The 21,822-nt window shown below is 44.3% G+C and carries 22 protein-coding genes; 15 read left to right on the top strand and 7 right to left on the bottom strand.

The features are described 5' to 3' along the window. The first annotated feature begins 5 nt into the window (after positions 1-5). From R2S08_RS05195 to R2S08_RS05135, 13 genes are all read left to right on the top strand, one after another. On the top strand, positions 6-1,205 hold the full coding sequence (locus tag R2S08_RS05195) for a glycosyltransferase (RefSeq protein WP_316834131.1): 1,200 nt from the start codon (positions 6-8) through the stop codon (positions 1,203-1,205). Between the two features lie 10 nt (positions 1,206-1,215). After that, a complete protein-coding gene (locus R2S08_RS05190; protein WP_316834130.1) occupies positions 1,216-2,421 on the top strand; it encodes a glycosyltransferase in 1,206 nt (401 codons plus the stop codon). Positions 2,422-2,426: 5 nt separating this feature from the next. After that, entirely contained in the window at positions 2,427-3,695 is a 1,269-nt protein-coding gene (locus R2S08_RS05185; RefSeq protein ID WP_316834129.1) for a condensation domain-containing protein, read from the top strand. A gap of 7 nt (positions 3,696-3,702) precedes the next feature. After that, a complete protein-coding gene (locus tag R2S08_RS05180) occupies positions 3,703-4,980 on the top strand; it encodes a condensation domain-containing protein (RefSeq protein WP_316834128.1) in 1,278 nt (425 codons plus the stop codon). 4 nt (positions 4,981-4,984) lie between these two features. Beyond that, positions 4,985-5,458 (top strand): hypothetical protein, encoded by a 474-nt coding sequence (locus R2S08_RS05175; RefSeq protein WP_316834126.1) that lies wholly within the window; start codon positions 4,985-4,987, stop codon positions 5,456-5,458. A gap of 83 nt (positions 5,459-5,541) precedes the next feature. After that, positions 5,542-5,958 carry a Holliday junction resolvase RuvX gene (gene ruvX / locus R2S08_RS05170; protein WP_108553746.1) on the top strand — a complete coding sequence of 139 codons (417 nt, stop codon included), beginning with the start codon at positions 5,542-5,544 and terminating at the stop codon, positions 5,956-5,958. A 7-nt stretch (positions 5,959-5,965) separates the two neighbouring features. Next, entirely contained in the window at positions 5,966-6,604 is a 639-nt protein-coding gene (locus R2S08_RS05165) for an O-methyltransferase (protein ID WP_316834125.1), read from the top strand. Then, a complete protein-coding gene (locus R2S08_RS05160) occupies positions 6,601-7,164 on the top strand; it encodes a glucosaminidase domain-containing protein (RefSeq protein ID WP_316834124.1) in 564 nt (187 codons plus the stop codon). Before R2S08_RS05165 ends, R2S08_RS05160 begins: the two co-directional genes overlap by 4 nt. A gap of 4 nt (positions 7,165-7,168) precedes the next feature. Beyond that, positions 7,169-8,062, top strand: a complete 894-nt coding sequence (locus R2S08_RS05155) for a glucosaminidase domain-containing protein (RefSeq protein ID WP_316834123.1) — start codon at positions 7,169-7,171, stop codon at positions 8,060-8,062. Positions 8,063-8,111: 49 nt separating this feature from the next. After that, entirely contained in the window at positions 8,112-8,876 is a 765-nt protein-coding gene (locus tag R2S08_RS05150) for a hypothetical protein (RefSeq protein ID WP_316834122.1), read from the top strand. Between the two features lie 27 nt (positions 8,877-8,903). After that, positions 8,904-9,962, top strand: a complete 1,059-nt coding sequence (locus R2S08_RS05145; protein ID WP_316834121.1) for a DUF3078 domain-containing protein — start codon at positions 8,904-8,906, stop codon at positions 9,960-9,962. 83 nt (positions 9,963-10,045) lie between these two features. After that, positions 10,046-11,386 (top strand): signal recognition particle protein, encoded by a 1,341-nt coding sequence (ffh, locus tag R2S08_RS05140; RefSeq protein ID WP_133779021.1) that lies wholly within the window; start codon positions 10,046-10,048, stop codon positions 11,384-11,386. A gap of 115 nt (positions 11,387-11,501) precedes the next feature. Further along, the gene (locus R2S08_RS05135) at positions 11,502-13,040 is read left to right on the top strand and encodes a YifB family Mg chelatase-like AAA ATPase (RefSeq protein WP_316834120.1); all 1,539 of its coding nucleotides are present in this window, start codon (positions 11,502-11,504) and stop codon (positions 13,038-13,040) included. Here R2S08_RS05135 and R2S08_RS05130 read toward each other — a convergent pair. The 7 genes from R2S08_RS05130 to htpG form a co-directional block, all read right to left on the bottom strand. Then, positions 13,037-13,297, bottom strand: a complete 261-nt coding sequence (locus R2S08_RS05130) for a hypothetical protein (RefSeq protein ID WP_316834119.1) — start codon at positions 13,295-13,297, stop codon at positions 13,037-13,039. The genes R2S08_RS05135 and R2S08_RS05130 overlap by 4 nt on opposite strands. Positions 13,298-13,307: 10 nt before the next feature. Further along, the gene (locus R2S08_RS05125; RefSeq protein WP_316834118.1) at positions 13,308-14,717 is read right to left on the bottom strand and encodes a hypothetical protein; all 1,410 of its coding nucleotides are present in this window, start codon (positions 14,715-14,717) and stop codon (positions 13,308-13,310) included. Positions 14,718-14,753: 36 nt separating this feature from the next. Then, positions 14,754-15,347: a penicillin-binding protein activator LpoB gene (locus R2S08_RS05120; RefSeq protein WP_316834117.1), complete on the bottom strand. Its 594-nt coding sequence runs from the start codon at positions 15,345-15,347 to the stop codon at positions 14,754-14,756. A gap of 19 nt (positions 15,348-15,366) precedes the next feature. Then, positions 15,367-15,762 (bottom strand): hypothetical protein, encoded by a 396-nt coding sequence (locus R2S08_RS05115; RefSeq protein WP_133779026.1) that lies wholly within the window; start codon positions 15,760-15,762, stop codon positions 15,367-15,369. Positions 15,763-15,843: 81 nt separating this feature from the next. After that, positions 15,844-16,425, bottom strand: a complete 582-nt coding sequence (locus tag R2S08_RS05110) for a TlpA disulfide reductase family protein (RefSeq protein ID WP_316834116.1) — start codon at positions 16,423-16,425, stop codon at positions 15,844-15,846. Between the two features lie 52 nt (positions 16,426-16,477). Beyond that, positions 16,478-17,491, bottom strand: coding sequence for a type IX secretion system membrane protein PorP/SprF (locus R2S08_RS05105; RefSeq protein ID WP_316834115.1), 1,014 nt, complete (start codon positions 17,489-17,491; stop codon positions 16,478-16,480). 146 nt (positions 17,492-17,637) lie between these two features. Next, complete coding sequence (htpG, locus tag R2S08_RS05100; RefSeq protein ID WP_410479510.1) at positions 17,638-19,527, bottom strand: molecular chaperone HtpG; 1,890 nt, start codon at positions 19,525-19,527, stop codon at positions 17,638-17,640. 133 nt (positions 19,528-19,660) lie between these two features. Here htpG and R2S08_RS05095 point away from each other — a divergent pair, with 133 nt between their 5' ends. Beyond that, positions 19,661-20,644 carry a DUF2157 domain-containing protein gene (locus R2S08_RS05095; protein ID WP_316834114.1) on the top strand — a complete coding sequence of 328 codons (984 nt, stop codon included), beginning with the start codon at positions 19,661-19,663 and terminating at the stop codon, positions 20,642-20,644. Then, a complete protein-coding gene (locus R2S08_RS05090) occupies positions 20,641-21,813 on the top strand; it encodes a hypothetical protein (RefSeq protein ID WP_316834113.1) in 1,173 nt (390 codons plus the stop codon). The genes R2S08_RS05095 and R2S08_RS05090 overlap by 4 nt, the downstream gene beginning before the upstream one ends. The last annotated feature ends 9 nt before the right edge of the window (positions 21,814-21,822 follow it).

Below are 21,822 nucleotides of genomic sequence, written 5' to 3'. Positions count from 1 at the left end.
AACTTATGGCAAGATTTGCTTTTATAGTGCCGCCTTTAACCGGCCATATTAATCCGACATTGAGTATAGGTGCTGTTTTGTTACAGCAGGGGCATGAAGTGGCCTGGATCAGTCTTGATGCTTCGCTATCTAAAAGGCTTCCGGAAGGAGGAAAACTTTTATGGATTAGCTATGCCGAAGATGATCAGCAGAAACAGGAAAGTGAAAAATACCTGGACATCATCACCAAAAAGATCGTGTATGGTATAGACAGCATCAAGTTTCTTTATGAGGAAGTCTTGATTCCATTAAACCGTCACAGTTATGAAGGGATTTGTGGTCTATTGGATCAATATCAACCTGACCTGGTGATCACCGACCACCAGATGTTTGCCGGAGCAATAGCCGCCCTGCAGAGAAAAATCCCTTATGCCACATCGGTGACTGCTCCGGCCGCACTCAAAGTGATGGACGAGCTGCCAAAGATCCACGAATGGGAAAACAACCAGATCATCGGTCTTCAAAAAGAGCTTGGACTGGATCTGGAGCAAAGCGTAGCTTGTTCTGATCTGCTGACCCTGGTTCTAACTTCTAGGGCATTTTTTGGAGAAATGGAGCTCCCTTCCAATTATCGTTTTACCGGACCTGTAATCCACAAAAGAATGGGTAATGCGCCTGTATTTGACTGGAGCAAATTGGAAAACACTAAAATGCAGCCCAAAATACTGGTCAGTATAGGCACCACTTTCGACCATGAGCACAAGAAAGCCTTCTTTGAAAAAGTGGTGGAAGCCTTCTCTGATCAGCCTTTAACAGTCATCGTGGTTTCAGACCCTGACTTGTTTGTGGCCTGGCCGGAAAATTTCATCGTGCAGCGGAACATTCCTCAGCTCGAACTGCTGCCTCATCTGGATGCGGTGATTTGCCATGGCGGTCACAACACGGTTTGCGAAACCCTAACCAATGGACTTCCTATGGTGGTGATCCCGATTGCTTATGACCAGAGCCACGTGGCTGGCCGTGTTGTTCGGGTGGGCGCAGGTTTACGTTTAAATTTTAATCGCTTTAAAGCCCGGCACCTGAAGGAGGCTACAGAAGAGATATTGAGCAACAATCAGTACAAAACAGCAGCCCAACAAATCAGTGCATCCTTTGCCGCCGCCGGGGGAACCCATGGTGCCGCAGATCTGCTGATGCAACAAGCCGAACTCGCCTACCCAATTTAACAAAGAAATTATGTCAAGATTTTTATTTGCAGTACCTCCCTTTTTTGGACACATCAGCCCTACATTAAGTATAGGGTCCAGTTTGATTGCCCGCGGACATGAAGTAAAATGGATTGGGGTAACGCCCTTAGCGGCTCATCATATCCCGCAGGGTGGAGAATATATTTATCCGGAAGAAGATTTAAAGGTGCATCAGCAGGAGCTTCAGCAAATCTTAAAACGCCAGGATGATGGGCCTTCCTGCTCCGGACCTGAAGTGATGAAGCTGGCCCTGGAAGAGACTTATGTGCCCATTGCCCGCATCATGATGGGCGCTTTGGGTAAAGCGGTGGATAACTGGAGACCTGATGTAATTGTAAACGACTGTATTACTTTTGCGGGTGCATTATGTGCCCATATTAAAGGCATTCCTTGTGTAACGACCACCCCGGTCCCACCGGATGTGATGGGCGATACCGCAACCAGTGCCCCCAAAATATTTGAATGGCAGGAAAACCTGATTAAAGGCCTGCAAAGGGAATTTGGTGTATACGGGGATGAAATCGTGATCCATTCTCATAAAATGAACCTGGTTTTCACCTCTCAGAAATTTGCCGGTATTGAAGATCCGATGCCGCATATGAAATTTATTGGCCCGGTTAAGGGCCGTCCAAACCAGGCTGCTTTTGATTGGGAGCGTCTGAAAAAGGCAAAAGGGCCTAAGATCTTTGTTTCTCTGGGGACCTTGCTGGTGGACATCCGTGCTGCATTTTTCCGGAAACTGATTGATGCTTTTGCCGATACGCCTTTAACCATTGTTGCGGCCACCAATCCGGATATTTTTGAAAAATGGCCTGACAATTTCATTGTTAATGGCTTTGTGCCTCAGTCTGAACTGATGCCCATGATGGATGCCGTGATTTGCCATGGCGGCTTCAATACGGTGAACGATACCTTTATCAATGGGCTTCCTATGCTGATCACGCCGATTGCCTACGACCATTTTCATACCGCAAAACTGATTGAAAACGCGGGTTGTGGCATCAAGATCCGCTATAAGCGGCTCCGGATTGAAGACCTCAGAAATGCGGTACTCGAGCTGCTAGAAAATCCGCAGTACAGGAATGCAGCCTTGCAGATTAAGGAGACTTTTCTTGCTGCGGGCGGAAATGACAAAGCGGTGGAACTTTTGGAAGAGTTTGCTGCTGCTGAACAAGTACTGGCAAGCATCAACTGAGCCCCATGAAGAGAAGATTATTATTTGCAGAACGCATGCTGCATGGCGATGGGTCGGCCCCTTTTAATGCAGTGATTCCAATTTGCCTCAAAGGAGAGGTTCATTTGGCCGGACTACAACAGGCATTAAAAAAGCTTCAGGAGAAATATCCGCTTTTAAATGCTTTTGTAGAAGACGATGAGAAGGGAATGCCCTGGTTTGTTGTGGAAGAAGGCCAGACCCGACGGGACATCCCGGTAAGGATCAGCACCCGACTTGGAGAGGACGACTGGATACAAGAGTCGGTACAGGAATGGTCTACGGTGTTTGATACCCGGACAGGCCCGCTGATGAGGCTGGTCTGGATCAAGGGAACCGAGTTTTCGGATTTGATCCTGGTGATCCATCATTGTCTTTGCGATGGTGGTTCGGCCATGTCCATTCTTGCCGAACTCCTGCAGCTGCTCGACAATGGGGAGGCACAAATCGGCAAAGAAAAACCAATTTTAAGTCTCAACGATATTGTTCCTGCGGAGGTGCTTCGGAATAAGAAGAAGATCCTGAAAGCGAAACTGATTGGCAGTGTGGCAAGTCTGGTCCTCTGGCTGGTTCCCTTGCCCAAAAAGGCCGTAGAACGAAAAAGGGATTATATGCTGAACTGGAGCCTGGATCAAGCTGTAGGCGAACAATTGATCCGCAGCTGTAAACAGCAGGGGGTGACGGTAAATACGGCCTTGTGTATGGCTGTACTGAATGCTTTTAAAGTGGTCAGAAAAGAAGCTTTCAACAACAAAATTTCCTGCCCTGTCGACATCCGGCGCTTCGCTCCGGAAATCAAAAAGGACAATATTTTTGCTTTTGGGCTGATGATGGTGGTTTCTGCTGCGCAGGACCCGGGCTTTTTTGACAATGCCCGTAAGATGCAGGCAGATATTGATAAAAAAACGGCAAAACTGGATCCTTATGAGACGATCATGATGATGGAGGAGTCTCATTCTTCCCTCAAACATTTCACTAAATTTCTCAAATATGGTAAATCCAGTAACGACTGTATGTTTTCCAATCTGGGCAGGATCAATATTCCACATGAATATCAGGCTTTCAGCCTGGAAAGGATTTATAGTCCTTCTGTGATTGGTCCTTTGGGCAATACCACCACCCTGATCACATCGACTTACCGGGAACGAATGGATTTTACACTGGTCGCCAGCGAGGGCTTTATTCCTTATGAACAAGCGCTGGCCATCCGGGATAGTATAATAACTGAATTAAAACAGGCCGTAGGCCAGGCTTAAAATAATTATGAGAAGAAGACTGATCATTGGCGAAAGAATTATGTATGTGGATGCGACAACCCCGCTCAATTGTGTTTTTGCAGTTAAAATCAGGGGGAGCTTTTCTTTGGAGAACCTTCGTGCTGCATTGGCCAAAGTACAGCAAAAACACCCTTTATTAAGGGCCAGGATCCAGGAGGATACTAAAGGAATTCCTCATTTCACCTCCAGCAACCACCTGTCGGAGATTCCGGTACGGGTGGTAGACCGCCAAAGTGATGAAGACTGGAAACAGGAATCTGAAAGGGAGTGGTCTGCACTTTTCGACGACAAAAACCTTCCCCTGGCCAGGGTGGTCTGGATTAAAGGTGCTTCGGTTTCCGATCTGATCCTGGTTTGTCCGCACTGCGTTTGCGATGGAACTACTTTTGTGGCCCTGATGACAGAGGTCCTGCAGTTGCTGGATCAGCCGGAGCGGGAAATTGGCAGCTATCCGCCTTTTGACTCCATTGCAGGTTTGCTTTCGGAATCCTATTCCAGCAGCCCCTCGAAAATTTTCAAAGCCAGGGTGTTTTCTGTCCTGGCCTCCGTATTCTTTCTCTTTAAGTCTTCCCGTAAACAACATCCGGCAGGTAAAGGATATATGATGCATTGGAAACTGGATAAGGAAAGGACCTCAGCTTTGATGGCTGGCTGTAAAGCGACTGGTGTGACCTTACATTCGGCTTTATGTGTGGCTTTCCTGGAGGCTTTTCATAAGGTTAAAGGGGATCGCGCGCATGGCAAAGTCATTTGCCCGGTGGATGTACGTCGCTTTGTAAAGGAGATTAAAGAGGACCATATGTTTGCCTTTGCACCTATTGCAGAGCTTTCTATAAAAAAAGGCACGAAAATTGGTTTCCTGGCAAAAGCACAGCAGCTGAAAGAGGACCTGGACTCTAAAATATCCGCCATGAAGGTCCATGAGCTGCTGTTCATGAGCGAGTATTTTCATGCCTCGGTACCCAACATGGTCAGGTACCTGAGGTCAACGGATGGTACGCATGATTTTACGTTCTCTAACATGGGCAGGCTGGGCATTCCCGAGTCCTATAGCTCCTTTGAACTGGAAGCTATTTACAGTCCTAGTGTGGGCTTTCCCTGGAGAAACCCGAATACACTGGTGGTCAGTACTTTTAAAGGAGAAATGGATTTCAGTTTTTACTCCAATACGGTTTTCCTGGACCCACAGGAGGCTTCGGCGATTAAAGACCAGGCTTTATTGATTTTAAAAGGGGAAACCGTGCTGGAAGGAGCCTTACTATAATTGTATGTTCATCAATAAATTTGTACGCAGGAACCTGATCATTTATTTCCTGCCGAATGTTTTCTTCAACACCTGTATTCCCTACTTCGCCTTCAGAACTCAGGAAGCGGTTTATTTATTTAGGGGGGAGCAGTGTTTTGCGCGATTCTTACTGCCTATGGTACTCTTCTTACCCTTTATCATTACGTTTGACCTGTCCAGAAAGACAATTGATCTGTATAAAAAAGGAAAAACAGACCTGCTGATTCCTGATCACCTCCAGAAAACAAAATTCCTGCTTAAAATGGCGGGGATAAACGGGGGGATTTCCCTCAGTGTGGCCTTTCTGATCCTGTTGCTTGCAGAGTTCAGTATTCCTCGTCAATATGGCTTTAGTGCCGGTTTTCTGGCTTTGCTGTTGGGCTTGACCGCGGGCTTGCTGACGGTAATTTTTACCCTCCATACCGGAGCAAGATACTGGCGCCAGGCAGGTTCCTGAAAATGAACAATGACCAGATTAGCCGGGAGATTCCTTACCTTTGCCCATTAATTAATCTTTTATTCTGTTTTAAATATTGATTTATGGCCCGTATTATCGCCTTTGATTATGGCACCAAACGCATCGGCATTGCAGTGACTGATCCTCTGCAGATCATCGCAACCGGACTGGATACCATACACCCCAAAGACGTGATCGACTATTTAAAAAAATACCTGCTGACCGAACAGGTGGAGGCTTTTGTATTGGGCGATCCAAAGCAACTGGATGGTTCTCCTTCGGATTCTGCACAGCATGTAAAAGGTTTTTCAACCACCCTTAAGAAAAATTTTCCTGGCATCCCACAGTATTGGATAGATGAGCGGTTTACCTCTAAACTGGCGCAGGAAACCATTATGCAGAGTGGCTTGAAAAAGCAGGACAGAAAGAACAAAGAGAGAGTGGATACGATTGCAGCGACCATCATCCTGCAATATTTTATGCAAGAGCACCGTTTATAAAGACAACATGAGTATGATTAATGAAGACCTGCAAAATTTACTGTTAAACTATTGCGAACCAGAAAGCGCTCTTTTACAGCAAATTGACCGGGAAACTAATTTAAAGGTATTGATGCCAAGAATGCTGTCCGGCCATTATCAGGGCCGGGTACTCAGCATGCTGAGTAAACTCACGGCGCCCAAAAGGATACTCGAGATCGGGACCTTTACCGGTTACGCAACCTTATGCCTTGCGGAGGGTTTGAGTGCTGATGGAATTCTATATACCCTGGACATTAATGTTGAATTAGAAGACATGGTGAGAAAAAGTTTTGCACAATCTCCTTACGATGAGCAAATTAAGTATATTCTGGGTGATGCGACACAAACTTTACAGGACTTAAACGAGGTTTTTGACCTTGTTTTCATCGATGCAGACAAAAAAAACAATGGTACTTACTATGATCTGGTGTTCGACAGGATCAGGCCGGGAGGGCTTATTATTGTGGACAATGTGCTGTGGAGTGGAAAAGTACTTAGTAATCAACAAGATAAAGATACAAAAAATATTACTACATTTAATGATAAGGTTGCCAATGACGCGAGGGTGGAGAAACTGATCTTACCCGTCCGCGACGGATTATTCATCATAAGAAAAAAAATATGATTAAAAAGCTAATGTACATCTGGACCGCTCTCCTGTTTACATTTACGGCCTCCAAAGCCCAAACGACTCTTGATTATATTAATGAAAATGTGGATCATGCACAGGAACTCATGAGAGCTTCCCATATCCCGGCCAGTGTGATCCTTGCGGTGGCCATCCACGAATCGGCCTCCGGGACCAGTAAAATCGCCCGCTACCTCAACAACCATTTCGGTGTAAAAGGCCAGAATTCCAGTAAAGAGATCCGTTCTGCCTATAAAGACTATCCTTCGGTTCAGGACTCTTACAATCATTTTGTAGAATTTTTGGAAAGCAAGTCTTCTTTTAGCAGTCTTTTCGATAAATTTGATGAGTCCGACTATGTCGGATGGGCAAAAGGTATACAAAAGGGAGGTTATGCACGCAGCAGAAGCTGGTCGTCTCAAGTGATTGGGCTGATCAAAAAATATGAGCTGTTTAAGTATGACCAAAGGCCGCAACAATATTTGGAGGCTGTATTCCCGATTCCTTCCTTAGCTGGAAAAGTAACGAAACAAACCGTACATACACCGGACAATTAATTGAATGAACTACAGACTGCTGCTTCCAATACTGCTTTTATTTTTTACGGCCTGCTCTTCCAGGAAATATAGCCGGAACAACCGCCAGATTGAGAAACAGGCGAAGAAAGCCAATCCAGATGCTTTAAGTTATACGACACTAAGCTATATAGATGCTTTTAAAGGTGTGGCCGTCGAAGAAATGAATACCTATGGTATTCCGGCCAGTATTACCCTGGCCCAGGGTATTCTGGAATCTGGTAGCGGGAATGGCAGTCTGGCCAAATATGCCAATAACCATTTTGGAATCAAGGTGACTTCTGAATGGAAGGGCAAGGGTTATTATAAAGACGACGACAAGAAGAACGATTGTTTCCGGGTCTATAAGGATGCCCGCCAGTCTTACAAGGACCATTCTGAATTCCTCAAAAGGAAAAGATATAGCGCTTTGTTCCAGCTGGATAAAAACGACTATAAGAACTGGGCTTATGGCTTGAAACAAGCGGGCTATGCGACGAATCCAAAATACCCTGACCTGCTGATCAACCTGATTGAAAAGTATCAGCTGCACCAGTATGACCAGTCTGAGTCTGAAAAACAGAAAATTATCCGTGAAGACCGGGTTTTTACAGAGATCAATGCCAATATTGCCGTAGAACAGAAGAAATTTGCCCCTGTGGCGACACCGCCCTCTAAACAGGTGATCACCACGCCAGACAGCACTGCCGACACACCTCAGGTCAGTACGCCGGTATATACCTCCTCTTCAAATACGTCAAAGTATTATACCGTAAAACAGGGCGACACTTTGTACAATATCTCTAAACGTTACAACCTTACCGTAGAAGAATTGAGAACCATTAATAACCTGTTGGACTCAGGAATTAAAATCGGCCAGCAGCTGCAGATCGTTAAATAATGTTAATATCTCGCACTGCATCATTCTGATCGTGTATTTTTGTATGCAAATGAAACTCACCGGATTTCTCCTTCTCCTTTTGATGTGCACCTGCACGGGCATCTTACATGCGCAGAAAAAAACTGTGCCGGGCTTTGTGATGGACAAAAGCAACAAGCAAAGGCTGGCAAAGGTCTATATTTATAATCCTAAAAATGATGTGGGCATTTACAATAATGCCAAAGGGGAGTTTACGCTACAGGTGGCTGTTGGTGATACGCTTTTTGCAGCCTTGTCGGGTTATGCGATTGATACGGTGGTGTATAAAGGCCAGAATTCTATCTATTTCCAGCTTACGCCTCATTTTATCCGGCTTAAGGAGGTCAAGATTATTGGGAGTTTGCCTACACCTAAACAGAAATACGACAGAACCCTTAAGGAATATAAATATGCTTTAGACCGGGGCAGTTCCAAAGATCTGCTCAATGTTGGGCCAGAGGGTGCAGGACTTGGTATTGATGCGATTTATAATCTGCTGAGCCGTAAAGGGGCCAATGCCAGGCATCTTCAAAAAATCCTGGAAAAGGATTACCGGGAACAAGTAATTGATTTCCGTTTCCGGCCGGAGTATGTGGAAAGGGTTTTAAATATCCACGATTATGAGCTGACGGATTTTATGCAGCAGTACCGTCCAACCTATGAATTTGTGCTTTCGGCCTCGGACTATGCGTTTACCCTGTTCCTCCGGAACAATTACGCAGCCTATAAAAGAAATCCAAGGGCCTTGCGTTTACCGCCCCTTCCAAAAGTGACTATAGAGGAAATAAAGCCTTAAATAGACAATTAGTTTAAATTTAGGTCTTTGATAAAGAACATTTTTGTTTTCTTTGTAGTAATGAAAGGTTTTTATATCAGCATATTCTTACTCTTTTCTGTTTGCGCAACTTTAAAGGCACAGGAAATTGATACCATTCCAATCAATACAAAAGATCTCAATATTAAGCTGAAGCGCAGTCCGCTGCCTTCCAGAATTGGGACTTTGTTATTTAAGCCGGTCAAGATTGAACCGCAGATTGTTAATTCCAAAGTGAATTACTGGAAAACGAAGACTTCGGTTGGGATCAACCTGAACCAGGCGGCTTTTTCAAATAACTGGAGTGGCGGTGGAGTGAACTCATTGGCTTTGGCGGGCATTATCAACTACAAGGCTGAATATAGCAAGGAAAGCTATAGTTATGTGACGGAGGTGATCCTGAACTATGGAAAGGTGAAGAACAAGGACCAGATGGAGAAAAAGACCGTGGATAGGATCTACTGGGATAATAAGGCGGCCATCCAGATTTCGAAGAACTGGTATTTCTTCGGATCCGTAACTTTTGAGTCGCAGTTTGATAAGGGTTTTGCCTATAGCACGAATAATGGACAGGAAGTTGCAACATTGACTTCTAAATTCATGTCGCCAGGCTACCTTACCGAATCTGTCGGTTTTGAATACAAACCCACTAAATATTTCTCTACCAGGCTCGGTACAGGTTCTGCCAGACAAACTTTTGTATTAGACAATGATGAGCTTTTTAGAGCTTATGATGAAGCCAATCCAGGTAATCCCGGAGGGAAAACAGACAGTTACGGCGTTGAAAGAGGAAAAACTTTCAGAAATGATCTCGGTTTCCAGATCGTAATGAACTTTGACAAGGACATTTTCCCTAATATCAACCTGAAAAGTAAATATATGGTGTTGATCCCTTATGAGAACGTAGGCTATATGAATCATCGTCTGGATGTGGCTTTAACCGCTAAGGTAAACCGCTTCATGAGCACCACCTTAACAGGTGTGGGTTTGTATGACAGAAATACTTCTTCCAAGGTCCAGGGCAGTCAGACACTGGCCTTAGGTGTGGTGTTTGTTTTCCCGAGGTAAAAGATGAGATAATACCCGGCCAATTCGCCCAAAATTAATACCTTTGCCAACTACAAAAAATTGAACACTAAGCATTAAAGAAAATGTTTGAGAATTTACAGGACAAATTAGACCGTGCATTTAAAGTTTTAAAAGGACAGGGAAGCATTTCCGAGATCAACGTGGCTGAAACCATGAAAGAGATCCGTAAAGCTTTACTGGATGCCGACGTAAATTATAAAACAGCCAAGACGTTTACAGACGATGTTAAAGAAAAAGCATTAGGCTTAAACGTACTGACCGCCGTATCTCCGGGCCAGTTACTGACCAAGGTTATGAACGACGAACTGACCGCTCTGATGGGTGGCCAGGTGACCGATCTTGATTTAAAAAACAATCCAACCATTATATTAATTGCCGGATTAAACGGAGCGGGTAAAACCACTTTTACCGGTAAACTGGCCAATTTCCTGAAAAGTAAAGGAAAAAAACCTTTGCTGGTTGCAGGTGACGTTTACCGTCCGGCTGCGATAGATCAGCTTCAGATCCTCGGGGAGCAGGTAGGTGTTCCTGTGTATGTAAACAAGGAATCTAAAGATCCGGTTGGAATTGCAATGGAAGGGATTGCAGAAGGTAAAAAACAAAACAACAACGTGATCATCATTGATACTGCCGGTCGTTTGGCCATTGATGAGCAGATGATGAATGAGATTGCGGCTGTTAAAGAACATACAAAACCGCACGAAATCCTGTTCGTTGTTGATGCCATGACCGGACAGGATGCGGTTAATACAGCAAAAGCTTTTAACGACAGGTTGGATTTTACCGGTGTGGTGCTGACCAAACTGGACGGTGATACCCGTGGTGGTGCCGCTTTATCGATTAAATCGGTGGTGAACAAACCGATCAAGTTTATCGGTACAGGAGAGAAAATGGAAGCACTGGATGTTTTCTATCCGGACAGGATGGCTTCCAGGATCCTCGGTATGGGTGACGTGGTTTCCCTGGTGGAGCGCGCCCAGCAGCAGTTTGATGAAAAAGAGGCTGCAGAACTTCAAAAGAAGATCCGCAAGAACAAATTTGATTTCAACGATTTCTACAACCAGATCCAGCAGATCAAGAAAATGGGTAACATGAAAGATTTGATGGGCATGATTCCTGGTGTAGGTAAAATGATGAAAAACGTGGAGATTGAGGATGATGCTTTCAAAGGCGTGGAATCGATCATTCAGTCCATGACCAAATACGAAAAAGAGAACCCGGACAGCATTCAGCAAAGCAGACGTTTAAGAATTGCGAAAGGTTCAGGAAATAAAGTTGAGGATGTAACTAAACTGATCAAACAGTTTGAAGATATGCGTAAGGTGATGAAACAGTTTTCTAACCCAGCTGCTGCCGCTAAAATGATGCGCAATATGCCAAAAATGCCACAGGGAAAGATGTAAAATCTGATCCGGTATTAGAAAAAAGCTCGTTTTTTTAAACGGGCTTTTTTTATTTCTGCGGCATAATGATATTCAAAATGTTTTCCTCTACATTGGCACATTTAACCTGTTGAATATGCTCGTAAAAACTTTTGGAAGCGCTGTGTTTGGCGTAAATGCACTTACCATTACTATTGAGGTCAGTATTGGCGGCGGAAATAAATATCATATTGTTGGCTTGCCCGATAATGCCATTAAAGAAAGCTTGCGCAGGATCGAAAGCGCAGTACAGACGGCTGGCTTTAAAATGCCAAGACAAAAAATTGTGGTGAACCTGGCCCCTGCAGACATCCGCAAGGAAGGCTCCTCTTATGACCTCCCGATTGCAATAGGTATTTTAGCCGCCTCTGGACAAATAGAAGTACAGGAGCTGCATCAATACTTCATTATGGGAGAACTCTCCTTAGATGGCGGATTACAGGCTATAAAAGGCGCTTTACCTATAGCCATCCAGGCCAGAGCGGCCGGATTCTCGGGATTTATCCTTCCAAAGGACAATTCAAGGGAAGCCGCCATTGTGAATGATCTGCTGGTGTATGGAATGAAGAACCTGGGGGAAGTGATTGCTTTCTTCAATAAAAAGCAGGTCTTTGAACCCGTCGTTGTAGAAACCAGGACTCAATTCTACAACAATGTCAACAGCTATGAGCATGACTTTTCTGACGTAAAGGGGCAGGAGAACATCAAACGTGCTCTTGAGATCGCTGCTGCCGGTGGTCATAACCTGATCCTGATTGGCCCTCCTGGTTCCGGAAAAACGATGCTGGCCAAACGTCTGCCCACGATTCTTCCGCCCCTGAATTTACAAGAGGCACTGGAGACCACCAAAATTCATTCGGTAGCCGGAAAACTAACCGCAGCGGATTCTCTGATGACAGAAAGGCCTTACCGCAGCCCGCATCATACCATTTCGGATGTCGCCCTGGTGGGTGGCGGCGCAAATCCACAGCCGGGGGAGATCTCTCTCGCGCATAATGGGGTTCTATTCCTGGATGAATTACCGGAATTTAAACGTTCTGTACTCGAAGTGATGCGGCAGCCTTTGGAAGAACGGCAGGTAACCATCTCCAGATCAAGGTTAAGCGTGGAGTATCCGGCAAGTTTTATGCTGATTGCATCGATGAACCCCTGCCCCTGCGGCTTCTATAATCATCCCGAGAAAGAATGCATCTGCGGCCCGGGCCTGGTACAGAAATACCTCAGTAAAATCTCAGGTCCATTGTTAGACCGTATAGACCTGCATGTAGAAGTTACCCCGGTCGATTTTAATGAGCTTTCTTCACTCGAAGAAACGGAAAAGAGCAGCAGCATACGGGCGCGGGTAATCCGCGCCAGGGAATTTCAGGACCGTCGTTTTGCGGATCATCAAAGCCTGCACTGTAATGCTCAAATGAGCCCGAATATGGTTCGTAAGCGTTGTGAGATTGATGAGGCAGGAAGATCGCTGATCAAAAAAGCCATGGAAAAACTGGGGCTTTCAGCCAGGGCCTACGACAGGATCCTTAAAGTTTCCAGGACCATTGCTGACCTGGCTGAAAGTGAAGACATCCGGCTGGAACATCTGGCCGAAGCCATCCATTACCGCAGCCTGGACCGGGAAAGCTGGGCCGGTTAGTCTTCTTCCTCGTCCAGACCCTCTTCTTCCGGTTCAGGAACATAGGCCAGAATTTCTTTTCCTATCTGGTTGATTTCTTCATCGCTTTCAAACAGCGGAGTACCGGTTTCCATGTCCAGTTTGATCCACTGAAGATCGGTATCTTTCTGGATATGGGCATATTCCGCTCCGTCTTTAAAAATGGCATAAGTGTCGTTCCCCTCGGGAAATACAGCGTAATCTATATGACCTATAGTGATGTCAAATGGTTCTTGCATAATGTAAATTTTAACGTAATGAGGCGTAATTGTAGAACTTTAATCCGCCTGTTCCTTCAATTCTAATGGTTTTGGTCTGGTCTTGTCCGTTGGCTCCTTTTAGCTGAAGTGTAATGGTGTTTTCTCCCTTTTGCAAAGGAATGCGTGTATAATTGATCTGGTTGGGCAAAGATTGCCAGTTCCTGGTATCCGATTTCTCTGAAAGCAGGCTGTACAGCTGCATACCATAGCCAAGGCCAGTCAGCAGACCATCATTCTTCCCGTTTTTACCGCTTCCTTTTCCGCTTTCGGTCAGCAGGTATTCTGCTGTTTTTTTAACCGCCAGGCGGGCCAGGGTTTTGCCCATTTCTTTGGCAAAACGTTGGTCAAGGGTTTTAAAGGCCAGTGCATTGATGTCTTCGGCTTTCTCCAGAGAAACAGCATAATTACCATTGCTGGCGGTTGCACTGCTATAATAAGGAGGCCGGGTCACATACATCGGGTAAGTTACCCTTAAACTCTGTACGGAAGTCTTGTTCACTTTGGCCGGATCATAATCCCAGAAAGGGATGACAATATTTCCATCGGTAAAGACCATATTTCCATGATCATCTTTGATCAGGGAAAAGAAAAATTCCTTTTGTTGTTTCACCGGTGCCAGTCCATTTTCCCAGAACAGGATCAATTCTCCGCCTTCAGGTGCTTTTTCCGGTGTATAAGTCAGGTTAAATAGTTTTTCGTACTTGCTTTGCTCAGACTGGAAACCGTTCAGGTAAGCCGTACGGATCACATCCTTTTTCAGGCCATATGGTATTTTTGTTCCGTAATAGGTGGTGTCGGGTGCCGTAAGATAAACATCTGCTGCATTTCTATAGGCTATAAAGGCATTGTTTACATCCCTTCCGCCTTCATAGATCAGGCCTTGCAGCATCAACGAAAAGGCATCTTTGGAATAGCGGTTCTCTTTGTTGTTGAACTTATCGCCTTGTTCCTGGGATTGCAAGGTGATTCTCCTGGCTTCCACAATGGCTTCATCTGTATTGTTCAGATAGAAATAGTTCAGTGCCTTGTAATAATGGATCATGAACTTTTCAAAGTCTTCTCCTTTATAGGTTTGCGACATCGGATTGACCAATACACCAACGGTCCCGTCCATGATTCCGCCAAGCCCCTGCTCCAGCAACTGATCGGCTTCATTAAAATAGCGGTTACTGCCTTCGTAATCTCCGGTCAGGTGAGCCATTTTACCTTCTTCCATCAACAGAAGCAGCTTGTTTCTTGGTTTTTTCAGCAAGCTGTTTTTATCCAGCTCAGCCTTGGCCTGCGCATAATTTCCGTCTGCAATCTGTTTATAATACAGCGCAGTGCGGTCGTTATAGCTGGCACAGCTAAAAAGAAAGAGCATCAATCCAAAAAGAGTTGATGCTCTAAAAATATTCATCCGGATCGTTGTCATGCTAAGCGCCCGCCAATAATCCTAGTTTTTAACATATTTAGCGATCTTCTTTTCTCCGATCCATACCACTTCATTGGTTTGGATATTGGTCAGCTCCAGATTCACCTGATAGTACACTACCTTTTTACGTTTGTGAGAATCTACGATGGAATTGATAGAGCCTTGCAGAATATAATCCGCTCCATTTTCCAGTCCGAATTTCTTCATGCTGGATACAGAAGCATTGGATTGCTGATCTGCTTTCTCTGCACGCAGTTCTTCCCGTTTTTTTCCGCCTTGTACCAAACGTACCCGTTGGGTTTGCAGGAATGCCTGTTCTACGTCTTTTACAAAAGTTTCTGCTTCGATATGCTCATGGCTTTTGTTTTGAACCATACCTACAATCACTACAGGTTTTTTACCTGCATTTTGCTCCAGGTGATTGCTCAGCCAGGCTGCACCCAGTATGTTCTGTGTCAGGTCCTGGGCCACCAGTCTTGAATCGGTATTGTTCCAGTTTCCGCTAACGTCGATGGCTTCATCGGTATTTACACGGGTAACTTGCCTCGAGCATGAAGTGATGATCAGGCCTGAAACTGCAAAAGCAGCTATAGTAATTATTCTTTTCAGTTGCATATGTGTGTTTTAAGAGTTGCTAAAAGCCAAACCAGAAATTCCTTGTCCGGAAACCAAATGACGGGTAAAGATATCTTGAGTACCCTCCGTAATTCCAGTAATTGTTGTAACCTGGATAAGACCAGGAGTTGTCATAATTAGTATATCCGCCATACAGGGAAAGCTGATAATTTCTTTCTCTTCTTAAGCGGCGGCGTTCTTCCCTGGCTTCATACCAGTCGTATGCTTTATAGGTTTCCTGAACGGTTGTACCTTGTGCATAGGTCAGCGAATCTGCCATCCTGCTGTATTTGTTTACACTCTCTGCGTATCTTGGATTCTGATCAGCAACCAGATCTGTCTGCTGAGCGTAGCCGGCTGAAGCGTAGGTTATTCCTGCAAAAAGTCCGGCGATCATTATTAAATTCCTTTTCATATCTATTAAGGTTTTAACGATATACAAAAATACTCCTTTTCAAACTAATATGTTGTTTTTCAAGTCTCATTTAACACTTTTTTACATCCGGGTTAATTTTCCCATGAAATCCAGGAATTTCTGGTCTGCATAATTGGCGGCTCCTTCTCCTTTATAAGAGATCCGGCCTTCCTTATCAAATACGATTGTAGTGGGCAGTGAACCTTTAAAGATCTCCTCTGGAACTGAGCTACCCATGGAATATACAGGCAGGCTGTATTTCTTTCGGTCCATGAATTTTTTAGCTTTTCCAAAATCGCCATCGGCATCTATAAAGAGAAAAACGACATCTTTATTATTTTTAAATTGTTCGTAAAGCTGGTTTACAGAGGGCATTTCGGCCTGGCAAGGTGGGCACCAGGTGGCCCAGAAGTTCAGAAAGATCACTTTTCCTTTCAAATCGCCCAGATCAATGCTATTGCCTTCTGCGTCTTTGAATTTAATTCCGCTGAGGTCTGTAACTTTTCCCTGAACCCTTGTTTCTGTATGGGGCTTAAACAGGCCAACCTGCATGAGGCCCTGCATCAGGTAGGCTTTTGCCGATGGAACAAACAACAGCACCAGCAAAACGGCAAGGAACAAGCCATTCCATATGTGTTTTTTGAGAAAAGTGATTTTATTCATAAGCTTATATCGTATAGACTCGATGTTTTGTGAATTGTTACATACAATAAGCCTACCACATTCTTTGTGGGCAGATAACTTTATATACATTGTTGAGCAGAAAGCCCAGCACAATTTCATGGCTGCCGTTGCTGACCTTGTTCAACTGGGAAGTGGTAAAGTCATAAGCATAAGTCAGGTTGACAAAATGCCCCAGGTTGAAACCGGCCATTGCAGTATAAGAATCATCTTTACGGAGGCTGGCACCCAACCAGAACTTATCTTTGAAAGCCGCCTTCACATTAAAATCAAGGGAGGTCGGCAAGGCTTGGATTTGCTTTAGCATCACCGAAGGAATGATACTGATATCGTCGTCTACACTCACTTTATATCCACCCGTAACAAAGAAATGTGGTACTTGCTTGCCTGTATTCTCGCCCGGAGACCGGGTAAAGCTTAATTTTTGAGGCAAGATCTGCTGTACAGAGATCCCTGAAAAGAAACGGGCACCATAGATCCAGATGCCGGAGGAAAGATCTGGCTTGAGCTGACTGCCTATCGCATTATTCAGCGCAGGATCATTGCCATTCTCAAACTGTAGTGCGTTGATGTCAAGATCTATATTGGTTACCCCTGCCGCTACACCTAAAGACATATTTAACTGATCAGATAAACGAAGATGATAAGCATAGGTCAGGTTAAAGGTGAGGGTTGACAATTGCCCGGCTTTATCTCTTACTGCGGTAAAGCCGACCCCATGATGTGCTGGAGACGCCGTATAGTTCTGCATATAACTTCTGCTCATGGGATTATCTCCATCTTCTTCAAAAGATAGGGCATTCGACCAGAGATATTCTTTTCCAAGCGCCCAGTTGGCGGTAACAAAACTGGTCTTGGGCGCATTATCCAGCCCCGCCCATTGGTTCCGATAGCCTATTTTTATGTCGGTATAGTTTTCGATGCCACTTAATGCTGGGTTTAGCAGGTAATTGTTCAGGATGTACTGGGAGTACTGGGGTCTTTGCTGACTGTAAACAGTCGCAAGATTAAATAATAAAGCGAATACAAAACTGGATCGTATTTTCAAGAAGCCGTTTTTTACAGCAGCAATTTATCAAATTAATTTAAGCTTATGCAATGTATTCCATTTTAGGGCCGAATATCCCAGATAGAACAAAAAACCCGCGGCGTTTAGCGTCGCGGGTTTTATCAAATATTCTGTTTAAATACAGATTAGATCAGTTCCACACTTCTGCTTACAAATTCAGTCAGTTCAGCACCTGTCAGCATTCCTTGTGCCAGCAGGGCTAAATCTACCGCTTGTTTGGCCAGTGTTTTTTGCTCTTCTTCATTTTCGCTTTTCAGGATACGGGAAATCAATTTATGATTACCGTTAATGGCAACTTTGTAGTTGTCCGGCATATTGCCATAGAATCCCATACCGCCACCCATCTGTGCCATATCTTTCATTCTGCGCATAAACTCATCCATGGTTACAGTAACCGGTAATTCCTCTGGATTCAATCCAACCACCTCTACATGCATCCCTGGCTTAGTGATCGCTTTTTCAAAAACCTCTTTAACAGTTTTAGACTGTTCTTCTGTTAAGACAGACTCAGTGCTCTCGTCTTTTTCAATCAGCTTGCTTGCAACACTCGAATCTACGCGTTTTAAGGACGTTTTTTCCAGCTTGTGCTCTAATGAGCTGATGAAATGGTTATCGATCGGAGAATTCATTAAAAGCACATCATAGTCTTTTTTATTGGCCGATTGAATGAAACTATCTTGTTTAGCCGGGTCATTGGTATAGATATACACCACTTGTCCGTTTTTATCTGTCTGGAAGTCTTTCACTTTTTCGCGATATTCATCCAGTGTGTAGTTTTCATTCTTTGTATTGGTCAATAAAGCGAAATCTTTGGCTTTATCATAGAACTTCTCTTCGCTCACCATACCGTATTTTACAAACAGACCGATATCGCTCCATTTTTCTTCGTAACCCTTACGGTCTTTATTGAATAATTCCTGTAATTTATCGGCTACTTTTTTGGTGATATAGCTGTTGATCTTTTTTACATTACTGTCTGCCTGTAAAAAGCTTCTGGATACGTTCAAAGGAATATCTGGTGAATCGATTACCCCGTGCAGCAACATTAGAAATTCTGGAACAATGTCTTTAACCTCATCAGTGATAAATACCTGGCGGGAGAACAACTTGATCTTGTTGCGCTGCATATCGAAATCATTCTTCACTTTAGGGAAGTACAATACCCCCGTCAGGTTAAAAGGATAATCTACATTCAGGTGGATCCAGAATAAAGGATCTTCAGAGAAAGGATACAGTTGCTTATAAAAATCAAGATAGTCCTGGTCTGACAAATCTGCAGGTGCTTTTGTCCAGATCGGGTTGGTGGTATTGATGATGTTGTCTACCTCTACAGATTTTGTTTTTGGTTTTCCTTCTTCATCTTCTCCATCCGGCTCTTGCTCTGTAGTGGTACCAAATTTAATTGGAACCGGCAGGAATTTGCCATATTTATCCAGGATCTCTCCCAGTTTTTGTTTGCTTAAAAACTCTTCTGATTCACTGTTGATGTGCAGGATGATGTCCGTTCCACGAGTGATCCTGCTGCCTTCGGAAATTTCGTAACTGGTACTGCCATCGCAAGTCCATTTTGCTGGCTCGGCGCCGTCCTGGTAGGACAAGGTCTGGATCTCTACCAGATCTGCTACCATAAAGGCAGAATAGAAGCCTAAACCAAATTTACCGATGATTTCGTTGGCGTCTTTGGCATCTTTAAATTTCTCTACAAATTCACTTGCCCCGGAGAAAGCCACCTGATTGATGTACTTTTTTATCTCTTCAGCTGTCATTCCTAAACCATTATCTGAGATGGTGATGGTTTTTTTCTCTTCGTCCAGCGCCACTTCAACAAGGGGTTCCCCAAGCTCACCATTGTACTGACCAAGAGCTGCAAGGCGTTTGATTTTTTGTACTGCATCAACCGCGTTTGAAACCAGCTCGCGCAAAAAGATTTCATTATCTGAGTACAGGAACTTTTTAATGATCGGGAAAATGTTTTCGGTGTGTATGGAAATACTTCCTTTTTCTTCTATGCTCATATATTAGGATTATTTTTGTTTAACATATACAGCTTATCAAGCCTTGTTCCAATCTTTAAACTTGTCAATTTGACAGTAAATGATCTGGTTTTCCGGATCTTTCCGTATTATTGGATATACCTATGCTAAACCTATGAATTTTGACCTCTTAAAAAAGTTAAGGGAAGAGCAGCTGATCAGTGCCGAGTCTTTTGAAAAGATAGAGCAGCAGCAAGCCCAGCCTTTGTTTTCCCTGCACTGGGAGTTAAAAACCCTGTTGTACCTGGGCGTGATGCTACTGAGTACCGGATTCGGTATCCTCATTTATCAGAATATAGATACGATTGGCCATCAGGTCATTCTGCTGATCATCGCTTTGATATGCGGGGCTTGTTTTTTTTATTGTTTTAAACAAAGACTGCCCTTTAGCAGGGAAAGGGTAAAATCTCCCGGCTCCTTTTTTGATTATGCACTTTTACTGGGTTCACTTAGCTTTCTCACCTTTGTGGGTTATATTCAGTTTCAGTACCATCTTTTTGGAACAAATTACGGCCTGGCTACTTTTATCCCTATGGTGGTTTTGTTCTTTCTGGCTTATGAATTTGACCACCTTGGCTTATTGAGTCTGGCCATTACCAATCTGGCGCTTTGGATGGGGGTCTCTGTTACACCAAAACAATTGCTGATGAGCAGCAATTACGATAACCAAACCATCATTTACACCTATATCTTACTTGCTTTACTCCTGCTTGCCGCCGATTTCGCCGGCCGTCGCTTTAAGCTTAAAGAACACTTTGGTTTTACCTATATGCATTTTGGTATCCATATTGGCTTCATTGCATTGCTTGCGGGCTATTTTATTCATTATGAATTTGGGATCGCTTATCTTTTTCTACTGGGGGTATTTGCCCTCGGGGCCTATATTTACAGGGAAGCGATTGCCCGCCAGTCCTTTTATTTTCTGATGCTGACGGTGCTTTATGGTTATATTGCGATCAGTTGTATTGTGATGAGGGCTTTATTTAATGCCGGAGACGGAGAGGGCGCCTTTTTCCTGGGCTTCTTTTACTTCATTGCCTCGGCCGTTTCCATTATTATTTTACTGATTCGTTTAAACAAAAAAATTAAGACGGCATGATCATCTACAATAAAACCTGGCTGCAGCACCTTCAAATCCAACATGAAGCCGAACAAGCCTTTGATGCAGGCCTGATTACGACCACAGAACAGCAGGAGATTAAACAAAAATACCCTCATGGCTTTTATAGCCCGGGGATATGGATCAGGGTCGGCCTTTTCATCCTAACCTGTGTGATTGTTTCTGCGGCCTCCGGGATGATTTCCCTGATGTTTATAGATGCGCATTCGATAGACTTCTCCGTGTATATCTTCCTGATGGCTGCGCTCACTTATGGGGGGTTGGAACTGATGGCCGGCCAAAGTAATCATTATAAGTCCGGTGTAGATGACGCCTTGGTATTGATCAGTGCAGGAACCTTTTTAACGGGATTGTGCTGGCTGGCCTTCGAAAGCTTTAAATGGGGAGATATCAACGGATTTTTGCTGATTTCTATGGTGATGTTTGTTTGCTGCCTGTTTCTGACGTTAAGGTTTGCTGACATGCTCATGGCTGCAGCTGCAGGAATTTCTTTGCTAACCTTTGTCTTTTTTCTCCTGTACAAAGCCGGTCCAACGGGACAACTTTTGCTTCCTTTTGCCATGATCATCACTGCGGGCTTGCTGTATCTATGGGCAGAAAGCGCATATAGACGGCTGGAAAAATGGTATTATGGCCAAGCCTTGATCATGTTGCAAATTGTTGCCTTAATGTGCGTGTATCTTTCCGGAAATTACTTTGTGGTGCGAACATTGAATCAGTCACTGAGTGGTTCTGAAACTCTCCCTTTTGGTCTGTTCTTCTGGTTCTGGACAATCGTTGTTCCTCTGGTCTATATTGCCTGGGGCTTGAAGAAGAAAGATGTCGTGCTTTTACGATCTGGACTGCTTCTGGTTGCCGCCGCGGCCTTTACCATTCGAAACTATTTCCATTTAATGTCTTTGGAAGCGATTCTTTGCCTTACCGGGGCTGGATTGATCGCTATCGCCTATGGTGTTATCCGTTACCTCAAGATCCCTAAGCGTGGTTTTACTTACGAGGAAACTGCGGAGAAACACCTGATGGATCATATGCGTGTGGAATCGCTGATTGTTGCAGAAACCTTTTCCGGCACCGGTACTCCTCCTGCCGAAGCGGCTAAATTTGGAGGCGGTGATTTTGGGGGCGGGGGTGCCAGTGGAAAGTTTTAGATCAGCTAC

It is taken from the genome of Pedobacter nutrimenti, from assembly GCF_032678445.1.
GTDB classification, from domain to species: domain Bacteria; phylum Bacteroidota; class Bacteroidia; order Sphingobacteriales; family Sphingobacteriaceae; genus Pedobacter; species Pedobacter nutrimenti_A.
Note: the sequence above shows the minus strand (reverse complement) of the source record. Positions and strands in the feature narration are given on the sequence as shown.